We start from the raw sequence: 16,912 nt of genomic DNA on the forward strand, positions 1-16,912 counted from the left end.
AAAAACACCGCAAAATAAATTTTACTGATTATTATATTTTATTTTAATGTTTTTTTCATTATATTCACAAAGAATTAATAATTTAAGTATTGATTTTATCGCAAAGAATCAATGTCTTTTTATTAAAAAAGTACCCTTAAAGTTAAAATACTATTTACTGTCAATAATTGGCTGTTGGAAACTAAGTAACTCCTTTTTGGTTTTACTGGAACACATTTAAGTTTTTTTAATTTAAGCTCTCGCACCATGATTACTTATCTCTTACCTCATCAAAAAGGTTAGCTATAATTAATACTATTATTTCTCACCAAAATTTTTAACACGACCTACTGCTACTTCATCAACCATGCTGTTGCTTTTTAGACTACCATTAATGGAAGCCTTATAACTATATCTAATACTCAGTAACTAATTATACCCCCGTAAAATGAACTCTGATTTATTGCTTTGTTAAAAAATTAGCTATCACATCTTAATATTTAGAAGCTTTTTTACAACATTATTAAACTAATGTAATGACTGTCTGTGTCCACAAACCACTATCTAGGACTTGACGGGTTCTTTACAATGTCTAACCAATCAACTATTATGAAAAGAATTACCCAAACGTACTTAACGTTGCAAAAAACTTGCATACAATTCAAATTCACTTCTTTATTTTTCTTGTTTTTAATTCTTACATCCTTTTCTGAAAAAAGAAGTTTAAGTGACAATATTAATCTCTCTCCGCCAATAGTAGTTCCTTGTAACACTGATTCTCCTGTTGCTATTATTGCATCTAGTTTTACTGATTTAACAGTAAACGAAAACACTGATGGTCTCTGTTTGTTAGGATGCGGAATTTCTAATCTTAACAATTTAACAGATTCCGATCTTACAAACTACACCACTGTATCTACATTGCTAGGATTAGGAGTAACCCATACAATTACAGCAACCGATGAAACAACCGATGAATATTTTGAAGCTGGAAGTTATGCTGGTTTTTTAATAGAAAACGTTTCTGTAGCTCAAATAGATTTACTCGGTTCAATCACCATAAGAACTTATCTAAACGGTGCTGAACAAGAAACAAGTTCTGGAAATTCATTGGTAACATTAGATAGCTCTCTACTTAATAATGATCAATTCTATGTAGGCTTTTATACAACTTTAGATTATGATAGTATTGAAATTTCCGCTACTAGTTTAGCTGGTATTGCATCAAGCACTAATATTTATTATCCTGTTACTAACAGTTTTTGCGTTGGTCCTACTTTAGAGTCCAATACCCCTACTGTACTAAACAAACCTGATTTTCCTGCTCGTATTGTTGATGAACGTACTGGAATGGGAGGTCTTCTAAATGTTGGTACTGTTACAAACACCAATTCAGCAATTGATTCAAACAGTAACACATACGCTAGTATTGATTTTACCCTAGGAGTTATAGCTACTGGTAGTATTTCAATAAAAGATGAATTAACAAATTATCTTGCAAAAACTTATGTAGGTTTTGATATTGAAAATGCATCTGTTTTAAATCTAGAACTACTTGATGGGATTACCATAACAACTTATTTAGATGGAGTTCTACAAGAAGTTAAAACAGGAAGCTCTGAACTACTATCTGTAGACAGCGGCTTGTTATTTACTGGAACTGAACGTTCTCAAGTAGGTTTTGTTACTTCATTACCTTTTGATGAAGTTCAATTATCCATTCAACAGACTCTTTCTTTAGATTTAGGAAGCACTAGAGTTTATGATCTCATATTAGAAGCTTTTAGTGAGGGTGATTTAAACTGTGATACAGCTACGTTATTAAACAATCCTTCTCAACCTGTAATAATTAATAACACAAACACTGGTGTAAACGGAGTAGCTTGTGTAGCTTGTGAAGTAGATAACGCAACAAATATTATTAGCGAAAGTGAATCTGACTTTGCTATGATAAATATAACTGCTGGTGTTGCAAGCACAGCTTCTATTTCAGTTGAAAATGTACTAAGTAATTTTCCTTCTGGAAGCTCTGCTGGTTTTGTTATTAGGGATACAAATAACCTTTTACAATTAGATTTATTAAACTCTCTAACTATAACAACGTATTTAGATGGTTCAGTACAAGAAACACAATCTGGAAATAATTTACTAGCTCTTGAAGCTTTAGGTCTAATAAATATAACTCCATCTACAACTAATGGTTTTTATTTAGTAGGTTTTTCTACTTCACTTGAATACGATGAAATTCAGCTTACTGTCAGCTCACTCGCTGCTACTATTAATAGTATTGAGGTTTATGGAAGCTACGTAGACAATTCAATAAAAATATCTGGAAATACAATAAAAGAAACATCTATAGGAGCTTCAGATGGAAGTATTTCTCTATCTGTATCTGGAGGAACACCTCCTTACACCTATCTATGGAGTCCTGGAGGTCAAACATCTTCTTCTATTTCAGGGTTAACTCAAGGGAACTACACTGCGACTGTAACAGACTCTAATGGATGTCAATCTACAGCAGAATATATTATTTTTACTGATGGTGTACAATATCCTATTCCTTGTAATACAGAAAATCCTGTAGCTATAACAAATGATAATTTTACAGATTTAACAGTAGGTGAAAATACTTCTGGACTCTGTGTAGTAGGCTGTGGAATTTCAGACGCTAATAATATTATAGATACCGACCCTTCTAGCTTTGCTTCTGTATCAACGCTTGTTGGTCTTGGAGTAACACATACTTTAACAGTAACAGATAATACAGCTAGTGAGTTTATCGAATCAGGTGGTTACGCAGGTTTTTTAATAGAAAATACTTCTGTAATTCAAGCTGACCTTTTAGGTGCAATTACCATAACAACTTACCTTGATGGAGTACAACAAGAAACCAATACAAGCACTTCATTACTAGCTTTAGACAGCCCTATTTTAGGAGATGATCAGTTTTATGTTGGCTTTTATACTTCTATGAATTATGATGCTGTTGAAATCTCTATTTCAAGTTTAGCTGGAGTAGCATCAACAACAAACATTTATGCAGCTGTAACAAATAGATTTTGCGAAGGACCTGAATTAACTTGTAACACGGCTACTCAACTTACCAAACCAAACTTTCCTGTAAGAGCTGTAGAGGAGCATACAGGAAATGGAGGGCTTTTAACACTAGGCAGTGTAAATAACATTAATAATGCTATCGATTCTGACACTTCAAATTATGCTTCTATAAACTTATTAGCAGGTGTAGCAGGCACAGCATCTATAGCCTACAAAAATGAAATTACCGATTATACCGCTAATACTTTTGCTGGTTTTGATATTGAAAACACTACTCTTTTAAACACTCAATTATTTGATGCCATTACCATTACCACATATTTAGATGGAGTACTTGTTGAATCAAAAACAGGTGCAACTGAGTTACTTCCTATATATTCTGGATTATTATTAACAGGAAGTGAATCTGTACGATTAGGATTCATAACCACAGCACCCTTTGACGAAGTACAACTTTCTATAACACAAACTCTTTCTTTAGATTTAGGTAGTACCCGAATTTATGGAATGGTACTTCAATCTTTCTGCCCAGGAACAATTAATTGTGATGAACCTTACGTAATATCAAACCCCAGTAATTCGGTTATTATTAACAACGAAAATACAGGAACCGACGGTGTTGCTTGTATTGCTTGTGAAGTTGACAATGCCGTAAATGTTATATCTGAAGACAATTCTGATTATGCTCTTATAAACATTGTAGCTGGTGTAGCAGGAAGTGCTTCAATTTCAGTTCAAGATGTACTTGTTGATTACCCTGCTGGTACACAAGCTGGATTTGTGATTAGAGATACAAATGATTTACTTCAAGCAGACTTGTTAAATACACTCACCATCACAACTTATCTTGATGGCGTTCAACAAGAGCAACAAACAGCAAACAACCTACTCGCTATTGAAGCTCTAGGTTTAGTAAATATTACTCCAACTAGCACAGATAGTTTTTATGTTGTAGCTTTTGACACTAGCACTAGTTTTGATGAAGTTCAATTAACTGTAAACTCATTAGTTGCAGCAGTAAACTCAATTGAAGTTTACGGTGGATATATTGATGCTACTAGTACATCTTTTTGTCAACAAGCTGGTATTGCTTTATTAAAAGAAGGTATTTTTAATGACCTAGATAATGACGGATGCGCAAATCTAGGTGAAACAATTACATATACTTATACCGTAACCAATACAGGCAATGTTAGCATTACAAACGTTGAATTAACAGACCCTATTTCTCCTTCTCCTTTAACATTAGACTCTGGTGATACTGATGGTGATAACGAATTAGATGTTGACGAAACATGGATATACTCACTAGACTATATTATTACTCAAGATGATATTGACAATGGTTCTGTTACTGGTCAAGCTACTGTAACTGGAGTGAGCGCAGGAGGAACTAACGTAAGTGATCTATCTGACGATAACAGCATATTAGAAGACGATCCAACTATAGTTAGTTTATGCCAAACTGAAGATATAGCACTGATTAAACAAGGTACAATTAATGATGAAAACGGTGATGGTTGTAGCGATGATGGAGAAACTATAACTTTTTTCCTTTCTGTAATAAACACAGGAAACACAACACTAAATTCGGTAGTCGTAATCGACCCCTTAATATCAGTCTCTTACAGTTCAGGAGACACTGACTCAGATAATGAATTAGATGTTGATGAAGTGTGGATATACACAGGATCTTATATTATTACTCCGCCTGATATCGCAAATACATCTGTAGAAAATCAAGCAACTGTACAAGCAAGTACCGTTTCCGGAGGTACAGTAACTGATGCATCAGACGACAACAGTATTTTAGAGGATGACATAACATCTATTGATTTATGTCAAGCACCAGATATCGCCATTGTTAAAACAGCTACTTTTAACGATGAAAATTCAGATGGGTGTAGTAATGTTGGTGAAACTATAATGTATACAATGACAGTTACCAACCAAGGAAATACTGGTTTAGTAAATGTAACTGTAAATGATCCTCTACTAGGTGGAGTTGTTACTCTAGATTCAGGAGATTTAAACACCAACAATACACTTGATGTAGGTGAAATTTGGATTTACACTGCTGATTACGCCTTAACACAAATAAATATTGATACTGGATCAATTACTAATCAAGCTACAGCTAGTGGAGAATCATCACTAGGCGTAATTGTTACAGATTTATCTGATGACAATAGTGTACTTGAAGACGACCAAACACAAACTACACTATGCCAATCCGATAGTATTGCACTTATTAAAACAGCTACTTTTAATGACGGAAATACAGATGGCTGTAGTGATGTAGGAGAAACAATAACTTACAACTTTACGCTTACAAACACAGGAAATACTACTATTACAAATGTAGTACTTACTGATCCAATGCTTGGTGGTACAATTACTCTTGCATCTGGTGACACTGACACTGACAATCAACTTGATATTAATGAAACTTGGAGTTATTCTGCTAATTATACTATTACTCAAGCTAACATTGATAATGGTTCAGTAAACAACCAGGCAACTGTTACAGGCACAAGTATTAGCGGTAATAATGTAAGTGATTTATCTGATAATGATAGTGTACTTGAAGATGATCAAACACAAACTACATTGTGTCAATCCGATGGTGTTGCACTTATTAAGACAGCCACTTTCAATGACGAAAATACTGATGGTTGTAGCGACGTAGGAGAAACAACAACTTACAACTTTACGCTTACAAACACAGGAAATACTACTATTACAAATGTAATTCTTACTGATCCAATGCTTGGTGGTACAATTACTCTTGCGTCTGGTGACACTGACAGTGACAATCAACTTGATATTAATGAAACTTGGAATTATTCTGCTAATTACACCATTACTCAAGCTAACATTGATAATGGTTCAGTAAACAACCAAGCAACTGTCACAGGTACAAGTATTAGCGGTAATAATGTAAGTGATTTATCTGATAATGATAGTATTCTTGAAGACGATCAAACACAAACTACATTGTGTCAATCCGATGGTATTGCGCTTATTAAAACAGCTACTTTCAATGATGAGGATACTGATGGTTGTAGTGATATTGGTGAAACAATAACTTATAACTTTACACTAACCAACACAGGAAATACAAGCATTACAAATGTTGTTCTAACCGACCCTATGCTTGGTGGTACAATTACTCTTGCGTCTGGTGACACTGACAGTGACAATCAACTTGATATTAATGAAACTTGGAGTTATTCTGCTAGTTACACTATTACCCAAACTAATATTGATAATGGTTTTGTAAACAACCAAGCGACTGTTACAGGTACAAGTATTAGCGGTAATAATGTAAGTGACTTATCTGATAATGATAGTATTCTTGAAGATGACCAAACACAAACTACATTATGTCAATCCGATGGTATCGCGCTTATTAAAACAGCTACTTTCAATGATGAGGATACTGATAGTTGTAGTGATATTGGTGAAACAATAACCTATAACTTTACACTAACCAACACAGGAAATACAAGCATTACAAATGTTGTTCTAACCGACCCTATGCTTGGTGGCACAATTACTCTTGCTTCAGGTGATACCGATAGCGATAATCAACTTGATTCTAATGAAACCTGGAACTACACTTCCAATTACGCTATTACACAAGCTGATATTAATAATGGCTCTATAAGTAATCAGGCAACCGTTACAGGTACGAGTACTAATGGAAATGATGTAAGCGATTTATCAGACAATGACAATATTCTTGAAGACGACCAAACTCAAACTACATTGTGTCAACCCAATAGTATTTCTCTTGAAAAAGTAAGCACCTTTAATGATGCTAATGGAGATGGATATGCAAATGCTGGAGAAACAATAACATATAGTTTTATTGTATACAACATTGGTGCTACAACATTATATAACATTACTTTACAAGATAATTTGCCTGGTATTACCATCAACGGTAACACCATTCCCCAACTATTGCCTGGTGAAGTAGATAGCACAACCTTTACTGCTATTTATGTTATAACTGAGCAAGACTTAGCAAATGAATCCGTCACTAATCAAGCCTTAGTTACTGCAGAGGATTCTTCTGGAGATTCAATTACTGATACTTCAGACGACCCAGAAAATCTAGATGATATTGATATTGATAATGATGGTGATCCAGATGACCCTACAATAACAGATTTACCTGTTGAAGAAATTGCTTTTGAAATTTTTAATGCTGTTTCTCCTGACCAAGATGGAGCAAATGACTTCTTCCGTATTAACGGTATTGAAAATTACCCTAATAATAATTTAAAGGTTTTCAACAGATGGGGTGTTTTAGTTTATCAAACTGATGCTTATGGAATTAATGGAAATTTATTTAGAGGAATATCTGAAGGACGTGCAACAGTTAGCAAAGATCAAAAACTACCCACTGGTACGTATTTCTATATACTCACACGATGGAACTCCAACCAAGAAGCTATGACTAACAAAGGATATTTATATCTAAAAAGAAACTAAAAAGCGCTAAACCTAATGAAACATTATTCTATATTACTATTAATAATTATTAGTGTAAATGTGTGTTTTTCTCAACAAGATCCACAATACACTCAATACATGTATAATACTCAAGTTGTAAACCCAGGTTATATCGGTTCAAAAAATGCTCTTGGTTTAGGTTTACTATACAGAACACAATGGGCAGGATTTGAAGGAGCTCCAAATACTGGAACTTTTACTTTTAATATGCCTTTGGGTACCTTAAAACGAAACGCAATAGGACTTTCTATTATTAATGATGAAATAGGTCCTTCTAACGAAACAGGTATTACAATAGATTATGCATACTCCTTAATTTTATCAGGACGTTCAAGAATATCCTTTGGTATTAAAGGAGGACTGAGTATACTAGATGTAGATTATTCTAAACTGAATATATACGATGATAGCGATTGGCAATTTGCAGAAAACATTGATAAAAAAGCACAACCCCAAATAGGTGCAGGTATTTACTATAATAATGACAGACTCTACCTTGGGTTATCAGTACCTAATTTTTTCAATTCTAAACATTATAATTCAGACAGTACCAATAACAGTAATGAAGATGCTATAGCTATAGAGCGTTTGCATTATTTCTTAATAGCAGGTTATGTTTTCGATATTAGTGAAAACCTAAAATTTAAACCTGCAACAATGTTTAAATGGGTTAATGGGTCTCCTTTACAAGCTGATTTATCTGCAAATTTTTTATTCAACAATAAATTTACCCTTGGAGCCTCTTATCGATGGGACGCTGCAATTAGCGCCATGGCAGGATTTCAAATAACTAATCAGTTATTCTTAGGAATGGGATATGATTTTCAAACTACTGATATCGAAGACCACAGTAATGGTTCTTACGAATTCTTTTTAAGGTTTGACATCTTCAATAATCCTGAACGCATACTAACACCAAGATTCTTCTAAACTTTAATATCATGAAAAAGCATTATTTAATTTTCTACTTTTTATTTGCTTTGTTAAGTACCTCTGCTTTTGCTCAAATTGCATTGGTTGAAAAGGCAAACACAAAGTATAATACCTACGACTTTATAGATGCCCGAAAAATTTATTTAAAAGTCGTTGAAAAGAACTATGGATCAGCTGAAATTTATAGAAAGCTGGGAAACACATACTATTTTAACAGTAATTATTCAAAAGCTGCGAAATGGTATTATAATTTAATTGATCGATTTCCAAACGAAGCCCTTACAGTTGATTATTTTAGAGCAGCACAATGTTTAAAAAGTATCAACCAACCTGAAGAAGCTGAAAAACTCATGGAAATATATAGATTTAAGGGAGGAAAAATTACTTCTTTAGATTCTTATAAAAATGTCGCTGATACTTTATTTAAAAAAGGTGTACATGACAAACTTTTTGAAATAGAAAAAATTCCTGTTAATACAGAGTATTCAGATTTTGGACCAGCTTTTTATGGTGACAATATTGTCTTTGCTTCAAGTAGAAAAAATCCATCTTTATCAAAAGAACAGACCGATGAGCTTGCAGGATGGGATGAACAACCTTTCTTAAACTTATATCAGGTATCATTAGATAAAGACATGAATTTTGGAAAAGTAAAAGCTTTTAACAAAAATGTTAACTCTCCTTATCATGAGTCTACTGCTGTTTTCACAAAAGATGGAAACACAATGTATTTTACTAGAAACAACTACTTAAATGGTAAAAAGAAAAGAGATAGAGATCATGTAGTTAGACTCAAAATATTCAAAGCTACCAGAAATGGAAATTCTTGGGAAAACATACAAGAACTTCCTTTTAATAGTGATAACTACTCCGTTGGACACCCAACTCTTAGTCCTGACGAAGATAGACTCTACTTTTCTTCTGACATGCCCGGTAGTTTAGGGATGTCTGATATTTGGTATGTAAAAATCTTAGGTGAAGATATTTATACAAGTCCTGTAAATCTTGGTAACAAAATTAACACGACTGAAAGAGAAACATTCCCTTTTGTAAGTGATGAAAACAATCTATACTTCTCAAGTGATGGGCATTCAGGTATGGGAGGTTTAGACATTTTTGTAACAAAACTTGAAGAAAATTCTCATGGAGAAGTTTCTACTTTTGGAAAACCTATAAACAGTCCAAAAGACGATTTCGGCTTCATTATAAAAGAAGATAGAATAGGATACTTTACATCTAATCGTGATGGTAAAGAAGGAAGCAAAAGCGACGATATTTATCAAATTTGGGAACGTTGTGAAATTACAATTCAAGGGCCAGTAATGGATAAAAATACTGGCGAATTAATTCCAAATGCAGAAGTTACTTTAATAGATAGCAACAATAAAGAAGTCAAAACAGTTACTGTGGGCAATGATGCTACTTTTACTTTTCTATTAGACTGTCAAGAACAGTATACTTTGAGAGCAAAGAAAGAGAAGTATCACCCAAAAGAAAAAGTTATAGAAACTCCTAACAATCCTAAAACTATAAAAATGCCAATTAAGCTAAACATGCCTTTAGCTTTAGAGCTCTCTGACCCTTGTCCTCCAAATGATTTAGGATGTAGATTAACGTTACAACCTATCTATTTTGATTATGACAAATCTAATATTCGTCCTGATGCTGAAATTGAACTAGCTAAAATTCTGGCCGCATTAAAAGAATATCCTACTTTAAAAATTCATATTGAATCGCATACTGACTCTAGAGGTAATGATTTATACAATTCAAAATTATCTGAAAATAGAGCACAGGCCACATTAGACTGGTTTCTTAAAAAAGGAATCGATATAACAAGGTTAACTGCAAAAGGATATGGAGAATCGGAACTTATTAACAAATGTAATAACCAAACTACCTGTAGTGAAGACGAACATCAGCTCAATCGTAGATCCATGTTTATAATTAAAGAATAAACCAATTTAAAAAAGCTCTTTTTGTTAAATATACGGCAGTAAAACTTCTTATCCTTGAGAAGTTTTACTGCTACTCTTATTCAGTTCTGCTATAAAATAGGAGCTAACAATCGAGCTACTCTTTCTGTAAAACGTATCAAAACAGGTCTGCTATTCCATTGGTTTAACTCTATTTTTTCGCTATCCTTTAAATCTTCTAAGAAAGCTTTTTTTAACTGACTTGCAAAATCTTTGTCATAAACCAACGCATTAATTTCAAAATTTAAATCAAAACTACGTTCATCTAAATTTGCTGTTCCTACGGAACAAACTAACTCATCAAATACCATAGTTTTTGCGTGTACAAATCCTTTTTTATATCTATACACCTCTACTCCTATCTCTAAAACTTCTTTATAAAAAGAATTCGATACTCCGTTTACTAATTTCGAATCTGAAACACTTGGCACCAATAACTTTATAGAAACCCCACTCAAACTAGCTATTTTAAGAGCATCTAAAAAAGAAGCTCTAGGCACAAAGTATGGAGTAGTAATTAATATTTCTTTTTTTGATAACAGTATTGCTTGAATAAGTGCATACATAATATCTGGATGATCAGAATCAGGTCCGCTTGAAATTACCTGTACTAATTGCTTATACTCACTTACCTTTTCTTCGTTACTTACAGGGAAAAGCTCTTCTTCAACAACAACATTTTGATCAGCACAAAAATTCCAATCTGCTAAAAAAACACGTTGTAAGTTTAAAACAGCGAGCCCTTCAAGTTTAATATGTGTATCTCTCCAGTAACAATTAAATTTATTAGGATTAATATATCTTTCAGAAACATTAACACCACCTACAAAACCAACCTTGCCATCTATAACAATAATTTTTCTATGATTTCGGTAATTAATTCTATTAGCTAACAATAACCATTTAATTTTGTAAAAAGGATATGCCTCTACCCCACTATCAATTAAAGATTTCACAAACGATTTTCGAATATCCTTACTTCCAAAATCGTCGTAAATAAAACGCACTTTAACTCCTTGTTTAGCCTTCTCTTTTAAAACCTCTCCTATTTCATTTCCTATAGTATCATTTTGATAAATATAATACTCAATATGAATATGGTTTTTTGCAGCTTTTAAAGCCTCAATAACTTCTGGAAATTTACGTTCTCCATTTAAAAGTAAACTAACTTTATTATTATTTGTTAAAACATTTTCTTTGTGTATAAACTTAGTTAAGTTATAAAAATGCCCTAAATGACTTTTGGAAGTTGATAACGTTGTTTCAGTATAGTTTTTGAGTTTTTCTTTAAGCTCAAAGAAAATACTCTTATCTACTTCAAGCTTTTTATTGTAAAGTTTATAAGTTCTATGATTTATTCCTACTGTTAAATAGATAATGATACCTCCTACAGGAAACAGAATAAGTAAAAACAAATAAGCTATAGCCTTAGGCGGTGTTGAAGTATTGATAATAATAACAGCAACTGTAGCAATAATAGCTACATATAAGATTATAAGTAGTGTAGTTATCAAAATAAAAGAATCTTTTTTATGCTAAAGATATTTAAAATTTTAACATCCAAATACTCAACCATAAAAAAACTCAACTAATACAACTACACAACCAAAGATTATCAATAAAACCGAAATAGTTAGTTTTTTACAGTATTAAAAATAAAAAACCTTAATTCGTAATGAATTAAGGTTTTGTCTTTAAATTAGTACGGGCGGAGAGACTCGAACTCTCACACCTCACGGCACTAGATCCTAAGTCTAGCGTGTCTACCAATTCCACCACGCCCGCGTACTTTTGAAATTGTGGATGCAAATATAAACAATACTTGTAAACTACAAAGAAGAAGTATACTATTTTTCTTATTTTTGATGCTAATTAATATACAACACATGCAAAACGTAAAAGATTACATAGCTCAACATAAAGATCGTTTTATTAATGAGCTTATCGATTTATTAAAAATTCCGTCAGTAAGTGCTGATCCAGCATACAATCAAGATGTATTAAATACTGCTGATACTGTTAAAGAAAGTTTAGAAAAAGCTGGGTGTGATAAAGTAGAAATTTGCGAAACTCCTGGATACCCTATCGTATATGGAGAAAAAATAATAGACCCAAACTTACCTACCGTATTAGTTTATGGTCATTATGATGTACAACCTGCAGACCCTATCGATTTGTGGACATCTCCTCCTTTCGAACCAATTATTAAAAAAACAGATATACACCCTGAAGGAGCTATTTTTGCTCGTGGTTCTTGTGATGACAAAGGTCAAATGTATATGCATGTAAAAGCATTAGAGTACATGACACATACAGGAAACTTACCTTGTAATGTGAAGTTTATGATTGAAGGTGAAGAAGAAGTTGGTTCTGAAAGCTTAGCGTGGTTTGTTCCTAGAAACAAAGAAAAACTTGCCAACGATGTAATTTTAATTTCCGATACGGGAATGATTGCTAACGACATACCTTCTATCACTACTGGTTTACGTGGATTAAGTTATGTAGAAGTTGAAGTAACGGGACCGAACAGAGATTTACACTCTGGTTTATATGGAGGTGCAGTAGCTAATCCTATCAATATTTTAACACAAATGATTGCTTCTTTACATGATGAAAACAATCATATTACCATTCCTGGATTTTATGATAAAGTAGAAGAGTTATCTCGTGAAGAGCGTGATGAAATGGCAAAAGCACCTTTCTCATTAGAAGACTATAAAGCTGCTTTAGATATTAACGATGTTCACGGAGAAGCTGGTTATACTACTAACGAACGTAACTCTATCCGCCCTACTTTAGATGTTAACGGAATTTGGGGTGGATACACTGGTGAAGGCGCTAAAACTGTAATTGCTTCTAAAGCATACGCAAAAATTTCAATGCGTTTAGTACCTGGGCAAGAATGGGAAGAAATTACTGAATTGTTCAAAAAACATTTTGAAAGCATTGCTCCAAAATCAGTTAAGGTAGAAGTAAAACCACATCATGGAGGGCAAGGATATGTAACTCCGATTGATAATATTGGATATCAAGCAGCAAGTAAAGCCTACCAAGAAACGTTTGGAGTTACTCCAATTCCACAACGAAGTGGTGGAAGTATTCCTATCGTTGCTTTATTTGAACAAGAATTAAAAAGTAAAACTATTTTAATGGGATTCGGATTAAATTCTGATGCAATTCACTCTCCAAATGAACATTTTGGTGTATGGAATTACTTAAAAGGAATAGAAACCATTCCGTATTTCTATCAATATTTTACTGAGTTATCAAAATAATTCAATCTCAATAACATTAATAAAATAGCCTTGAAAGAGTTTCAAGGTTATTTTTTTGCGTTATTACTTGCCTTTTATCACTTGATATTAGAGCGAGAAAAAATGCACCAATTCAACCGATTTTATCTGTTAGGTAGTGTGTTGTTTTCCTTTTTAGCTCCATTGTATAATATATATATAGAAACTGTTCCGAATACTTTAGGAACAACAACTTCCTTAATTACAGATTCAACTATGAATGTAAATACAGTTGAGGAAATTAACTACGCACAATATTTATTTGTTGGGTATGCAATCGTAGCAATCATTTTATTAATCCGTTTTACAAAAAATTTGTTTGACATCTTTTTAAAAATCAAACAACATCAAAAAATAAAAACAGAAAAAGCTACGCTTGTTTTAGTAGATGATGCTATTAGCCCACACACTTTTTGGAATTATATTTTTATTAATAAAGAAGAATATAATTCAAACAAAATAGAAACTGAACTCTATACCCACGAATTAACACATGCTTTGCAAAAGCACACGTTTGATATCTTATTGATTGAACTTTTACAAATTATTTTTTGGATCAATCCAACATTTATATTTCTTAAAAAAGCAATAAAGTTAAATCATGAGTTTTTAGCAGACAACAAAGTGATTACTACACATAAAAACACTACTGAGTATCAATATTTACTATTAAATAGAACTACTTAGAACAACGAATATTACTTGGCCAGTAATTTGAATTATTTATTAACTAAAAAAAGATTATTAATGATGACAAAACAAAGTTCTCGTACCAAAATCTTGCTTAAAAAGCTGGCAGTAATACCAGTAATAGCAGGATTCACTTTTCTCTTTGCTGAAAGAGTTGAAGCGCAAAAAAAAGATATTAACAAAGCACCTGTATCTATACAAGTAAAAAATGGTGCTAAAAATTTAAAAGGAGAGTCTTCTGAAGAAACATTAGTGGTTTACACTTATGAAGATGGAAGTACAATACAAAAAAAATACGATGATCTTACCTTAGAAGAAAAGCAACAACTTCCCCCACCTCCTCCACCTAAGAAAAGAGTTTATAGGAGAACTCCACCAACTCCAAATTCTCCTAGAGTTAGGATGAGAGAAGAATCAAACATACCATCTCCTCCTACTAGAGTAAAAAAAGGTGATATTTCACGTATTCCTCTTCCACCTCCTCATATTAGAGTGAAAAAAGGAATGAGAACACCTCCAGAGTCAATGTCTCCTTTGGAATATATCAAAAAACACAAAGACTACAACTCTGAATATTACTATAACGGTAAGAAAATAAGTTACAAAAAAGCTATAAAACTTTTAGAATCTGACAGCTCTATAAATTTACATAGTTGGTATAAAAATGATAAAGCTGTTTTTAAGCTTTCAAACAAACCAATAACTATAAAAAACTAATTCTGTTAAAAGCCTCTTAAATGAGGCTTTTTTTGTAACAAAACCCTAAATAACTCGTTATTAAACTATAAGCTTATTTTATGTTAAAACGATTTTTCCTTCTTTGTTCTGGAGCTGATTTAGATTTGCTTGATAAATGTGCTAATGGAGAGCAAAACAAATATGCGGGTATTGGTGCTACAGTTTTCTTCACTGCACTTATGGCAACTATTGCCTCTGCTTATGCTTTGTATACTGTTTTTGACAATATATATACATCCATTTTCTTCGGAATCATTTGGGGACTTCTCATTTTTAATTTAGATCGATTTATTGTCTCAACCATAAAAAAAAGAGACTCTAAACGACAAGAAATTGTACAAGTAATTCCACGTTTGTTATTAGCATTAATTATTGCTGTAGTAATTTCTAAACCTTTAGAATTAAAAATTTTTGAAAAGGAAATCAACCAAGTATTATTAACTGAGAAAAATCAGATGACACTTGACAATAAAACACAAATTGCACAACAATATACTCCTGAAATAGAAAAAATCAATTCAGAAATTACCGCTTTAAAAAACGAAATTACCACTAAAGAGAATGAAGTAAATACTTTATACGAGACCTACATTGCCGAAGCGGAAGGAAGAAAAGGGACTAAACTCATCGGAAAAGGCCCTGTTTATAAAGAAAAGAGAGACAAGCATGATAAAGCTTTACAGGAATTAACTCAATTAAAAGCTAATAATTCTGAAAAGATAAAAGCCAAAGAAGAGGCTATTAGTAATTTAACTCAGCTACAAAAAGAAACTGAAAGTGAAACACAGCCTATAATCTCTAACTTTGATGGATTAATGGCTCGTGTTAATGCTTTAAACAAATTGCCTTGGCTACCTTCTTTCTTTATCTTTCTATTATTTTTAGCTATTGAAACTGCTCCAATTTTTGCCAAACTTATCAGTTCAAAAAGCGAGTACGATTTCAAATTAGAAAACCAAGAGTCTTTAGTAAAAACCTGGATTCAACAACAAGTACATCAAAGAGAAGCTATTTTACAAACAGATAAAGACTTTAACAACAAAGTATACTCCGATTTAAAAACAGAAGAAGAATTATACAACTACAAACAAAAAATGGCTCGTAACCTTATGAAGCTACAAGCAGATTCTTTTTATAAAAATCAACAGGATATACTATAAAGCTATCGCTATAGAATTTTTAACTTCACCAATTGTAAAAACACTTCGAGTGTTACCAACATGTTTTAACGCAGTAAGCTTATTTACTATAAAATCTCGATAAGCATCCATATCCTTCACATAAACTTTTAAAATATAATCATAATCTCCACTTACGTGGAAGCATTCTGTTACCTCTTCTAATCTATTAACTTCCTTTTCAAAAACTGTTATATGATCTTTATTATGTTTCTCTAGCTGAACATGACAAAAGACTAAAAACGACTTTTCAATTTTGTTCTTATTAACCAAAGCAACATATTGCTTAATAACCTTTTCTTTTTCTAACTTCTTTATGCGCTCATAAACAGCAGTTACAGACAACCCTAACTGTAAAGACAGTTGTTTTGTAGTTTGTTTACTATCTGTTTGAAGTAATCCTAATAACTTCTTATCTATATTATCTAATTTCATCTGAAAAAAAATCTACATTTATTACACCTTTCCCTACTATTACCAAATAAAAAACCAATTATAGACACAAAATTAGCATAATAATCTATAAAACACATTTATTATTGAT

9 protein-coding genes and 1 tRNA gene are annotated in these 16,912 nt (G+C 32.4%); 7 read left to right on the top strand and 3 right to left on the bottom strand.

Features of this window, described 5'->3' with window-relative positions; all coding sequences use genetic code 11:
- Positions 1 to 588: 588 nt before the first annotated feature.
- The 3 genes from C8N27_RS12945 to C8N27_RS12955 are packed head-to-tail and all read left to right on the top strand — an operon-like array spanning position 589 to position 10,451.
- A complete protein-coding gene (locus C8N27_RS12945; protein WP_167444755.1) occupies positions 589 to 7,539 on the top strand; it encodes a CLIPPER-2 domain-containing protein in 6,951 nt (2,316 codons plus the stop codon).
- 15 nt (positions 7,540 to 7,554) lie between these two features.
- On the top strand, positions 7,555 to 8,490 hold the full coding sequence (locus C8N27_RS12950) for a PorP/SprF family type IX secretion system membrane protein (RefSeq protein WP_121147841.1): 936 nt from the start codon (positions 7,555 to 7,557) through the stop codon (positions 8,488 to 8,490).
- An 11-nt stretch (positions 8,491 to 8,501) separates the two neighbouring features.
- Complete coding sequence (locus C8N27_RS12955) at positions 8,502 to 10,451, top strand: OmpA family protein (RefSeq protein WP_121147844.1); 1,950 nt, start codon at positions 8,502 to 8,504, stop codon at positions 10,449 to 10,451.
- Positions 10,452 to 10,540: 89 nt separating this feature from the next.
- Here the strand turns inward: C8N27_RS12955 and cls are convergent, their stop codons facing one another.
- Positions 10,541 to 11,983, bottom strand: coding sequence for a cardiolipin synthase (gene cls, locus C8N27_RS12960; RefSeq protein ID WP_244174755.1), 1,443 nt, complete (start codon positions 11,981 to 11,983; stop codon positions 10,541 to 10,543).
- Between the two features lie 189 nt (positions 11,984 to 12,172).
- Positions 12,173 to 12,254 (bottom strand) — tRNA-Leu (locus tag C8N27_RS12965).
- Positions 12,255 to 12,355: 101 nt separating this feature from the next.
- Here C8N27_RS12965 and C8N27_RS12970 point away from each other — a divergent pair.
- The 4 genes from C8N27_RS12970 to C8N27_RS12985 all read left to right on the top strand — a co-directional run bounded on the left by C8N27_RS12970 (position 12,356) and on the right by C8N27_RS12985 (position 16,350).
- Entirely contained in the window at positions 12,356 to 13,744 is a 1,389-nt protein-coding gene (locus C8N27_RS12970; protein WP_121147846.1) for a dipeptidase, read from the top strand.
- A 102-nt stretch (positions 13,745 to 13,846) separates the two neighbouring features.
- Positions 13,847 to 14,449 carry a M56 family metallopeptidase gene (locus C8N27_RS12975; RefSeq protein ID WP_147431741.1) on the top strand — a complete coding sequence of 201 codons (603 nt, stop codon included), beginning with the start codon at positions 13,847 to 13,849 and terminating at the stop codon, positions 14,447 to 14,449.
- 60 nt (positions 14,450 to 14,509) lie between these two features.
- Complete coding sequence (locus C8N27_RS12980; protein ID WP_147431742.1) at positions 14,510 to 15,169, top strand: hypothetical protein; 660 nt, start codon at positions 14,510 to 14,512, stop codon at positions 15,167 to 15,169.
- A gap of 80 nt (positions 15,170 to 15,249) precedes the next feature.
- Complete coding sequence (locus C8N27_RS12985; RefSeq protein ID WP_121147854.1) at positions 15,250 to 16,350, top strand: DUF4407 domain-containing protein; 1,101 nt, start codon at positions 15,250 to 15,252, stop codon at positions 16,348 to 16,350.
- Here the strand turns inward: C8N27_RS12985 and C8N27_RS12990 are convergent.
- Positions 16,345 to 16,803, bottom strand: coding sequence for an Lrp/AsnC family transcriptional regulator (locus C8N27_RS12990; protein ID WP_121147857.1), 459 nt, complete (start codon positions 16,801 to 16,803; stop codon positions 16,345 to 16,347). The two genes, C8N27_RS12985 and C8N27_RS12990, sit on opposite strands and share 6 nt — an antisense overlap.
- Between the last annotated feature and the right edge of the window lie 109 nt (positions 16,804 to 16,912).

The organism is Tenacibaculum discolor (assembly GCF_003664185.1).
Classification (GTDB): domain Bacteria; phylum Bacteroidota; class Bacteroidia; order Flavobacteriales; family Flavobacteriaceae; genus Polaribacter; species Polaribacter discolor.

Coding starts and splice junctions, on each gene's coding strand:
- C8N27_RS12945 (WP_167444755.1), top strand. CDS start 589: ATGAAAAGAATTACCCAAACGTACTTAACGTTGCAAAAAACTTGCATA.
- C8N27_RS12950 (WP_121147841.1), top strand. CDS start 7,555: ATGAAACATTATTCTATATTACTATTAATAATTATTAGTGTAAATGTG.
- C8N27_RS12955 (WP_121147844.1), top strand. CDS start 8,502: ATGAAAAAGCATTATTTAATTTTCTACTTTTTATTTGCTTTGTTAAGT.
- C8N27_RS12970 (WP_121147846.1), top strand. CDS start 12,356: ATGCAAAACGTAAAAGATTACATAGCTCAACATAAAGATCGTTTTATT.
- C8N27_RS12975 (WP_147431741.1), top strand. CDS start 13,847: ATGCACCAATTCAACCGATTTTATCTGTTAGGTAGTGTGTTGTTTTCC.
- C8N27_RS12980 (WP_147431742.1), top strand. CDS start 14,510: ATGATGACAAAACAAAGTTCTCGTACCAAAATCTTGCTTAAAAAGCTG.
- C8N27_RS12985 (WP_121147854.1), top strand. CDS start 15,250: ATGTTAAAACGATTTTTCCTTCTTTGTTCTGGAGCTGATTTAGATTTG.
- C8N27_RS12990 (WP_121147857.1), bottom strand. CDS start 16,803: ATGAAATTAGATAATATAGATAAGAAGTTATTAGGATTACTTCAAACA.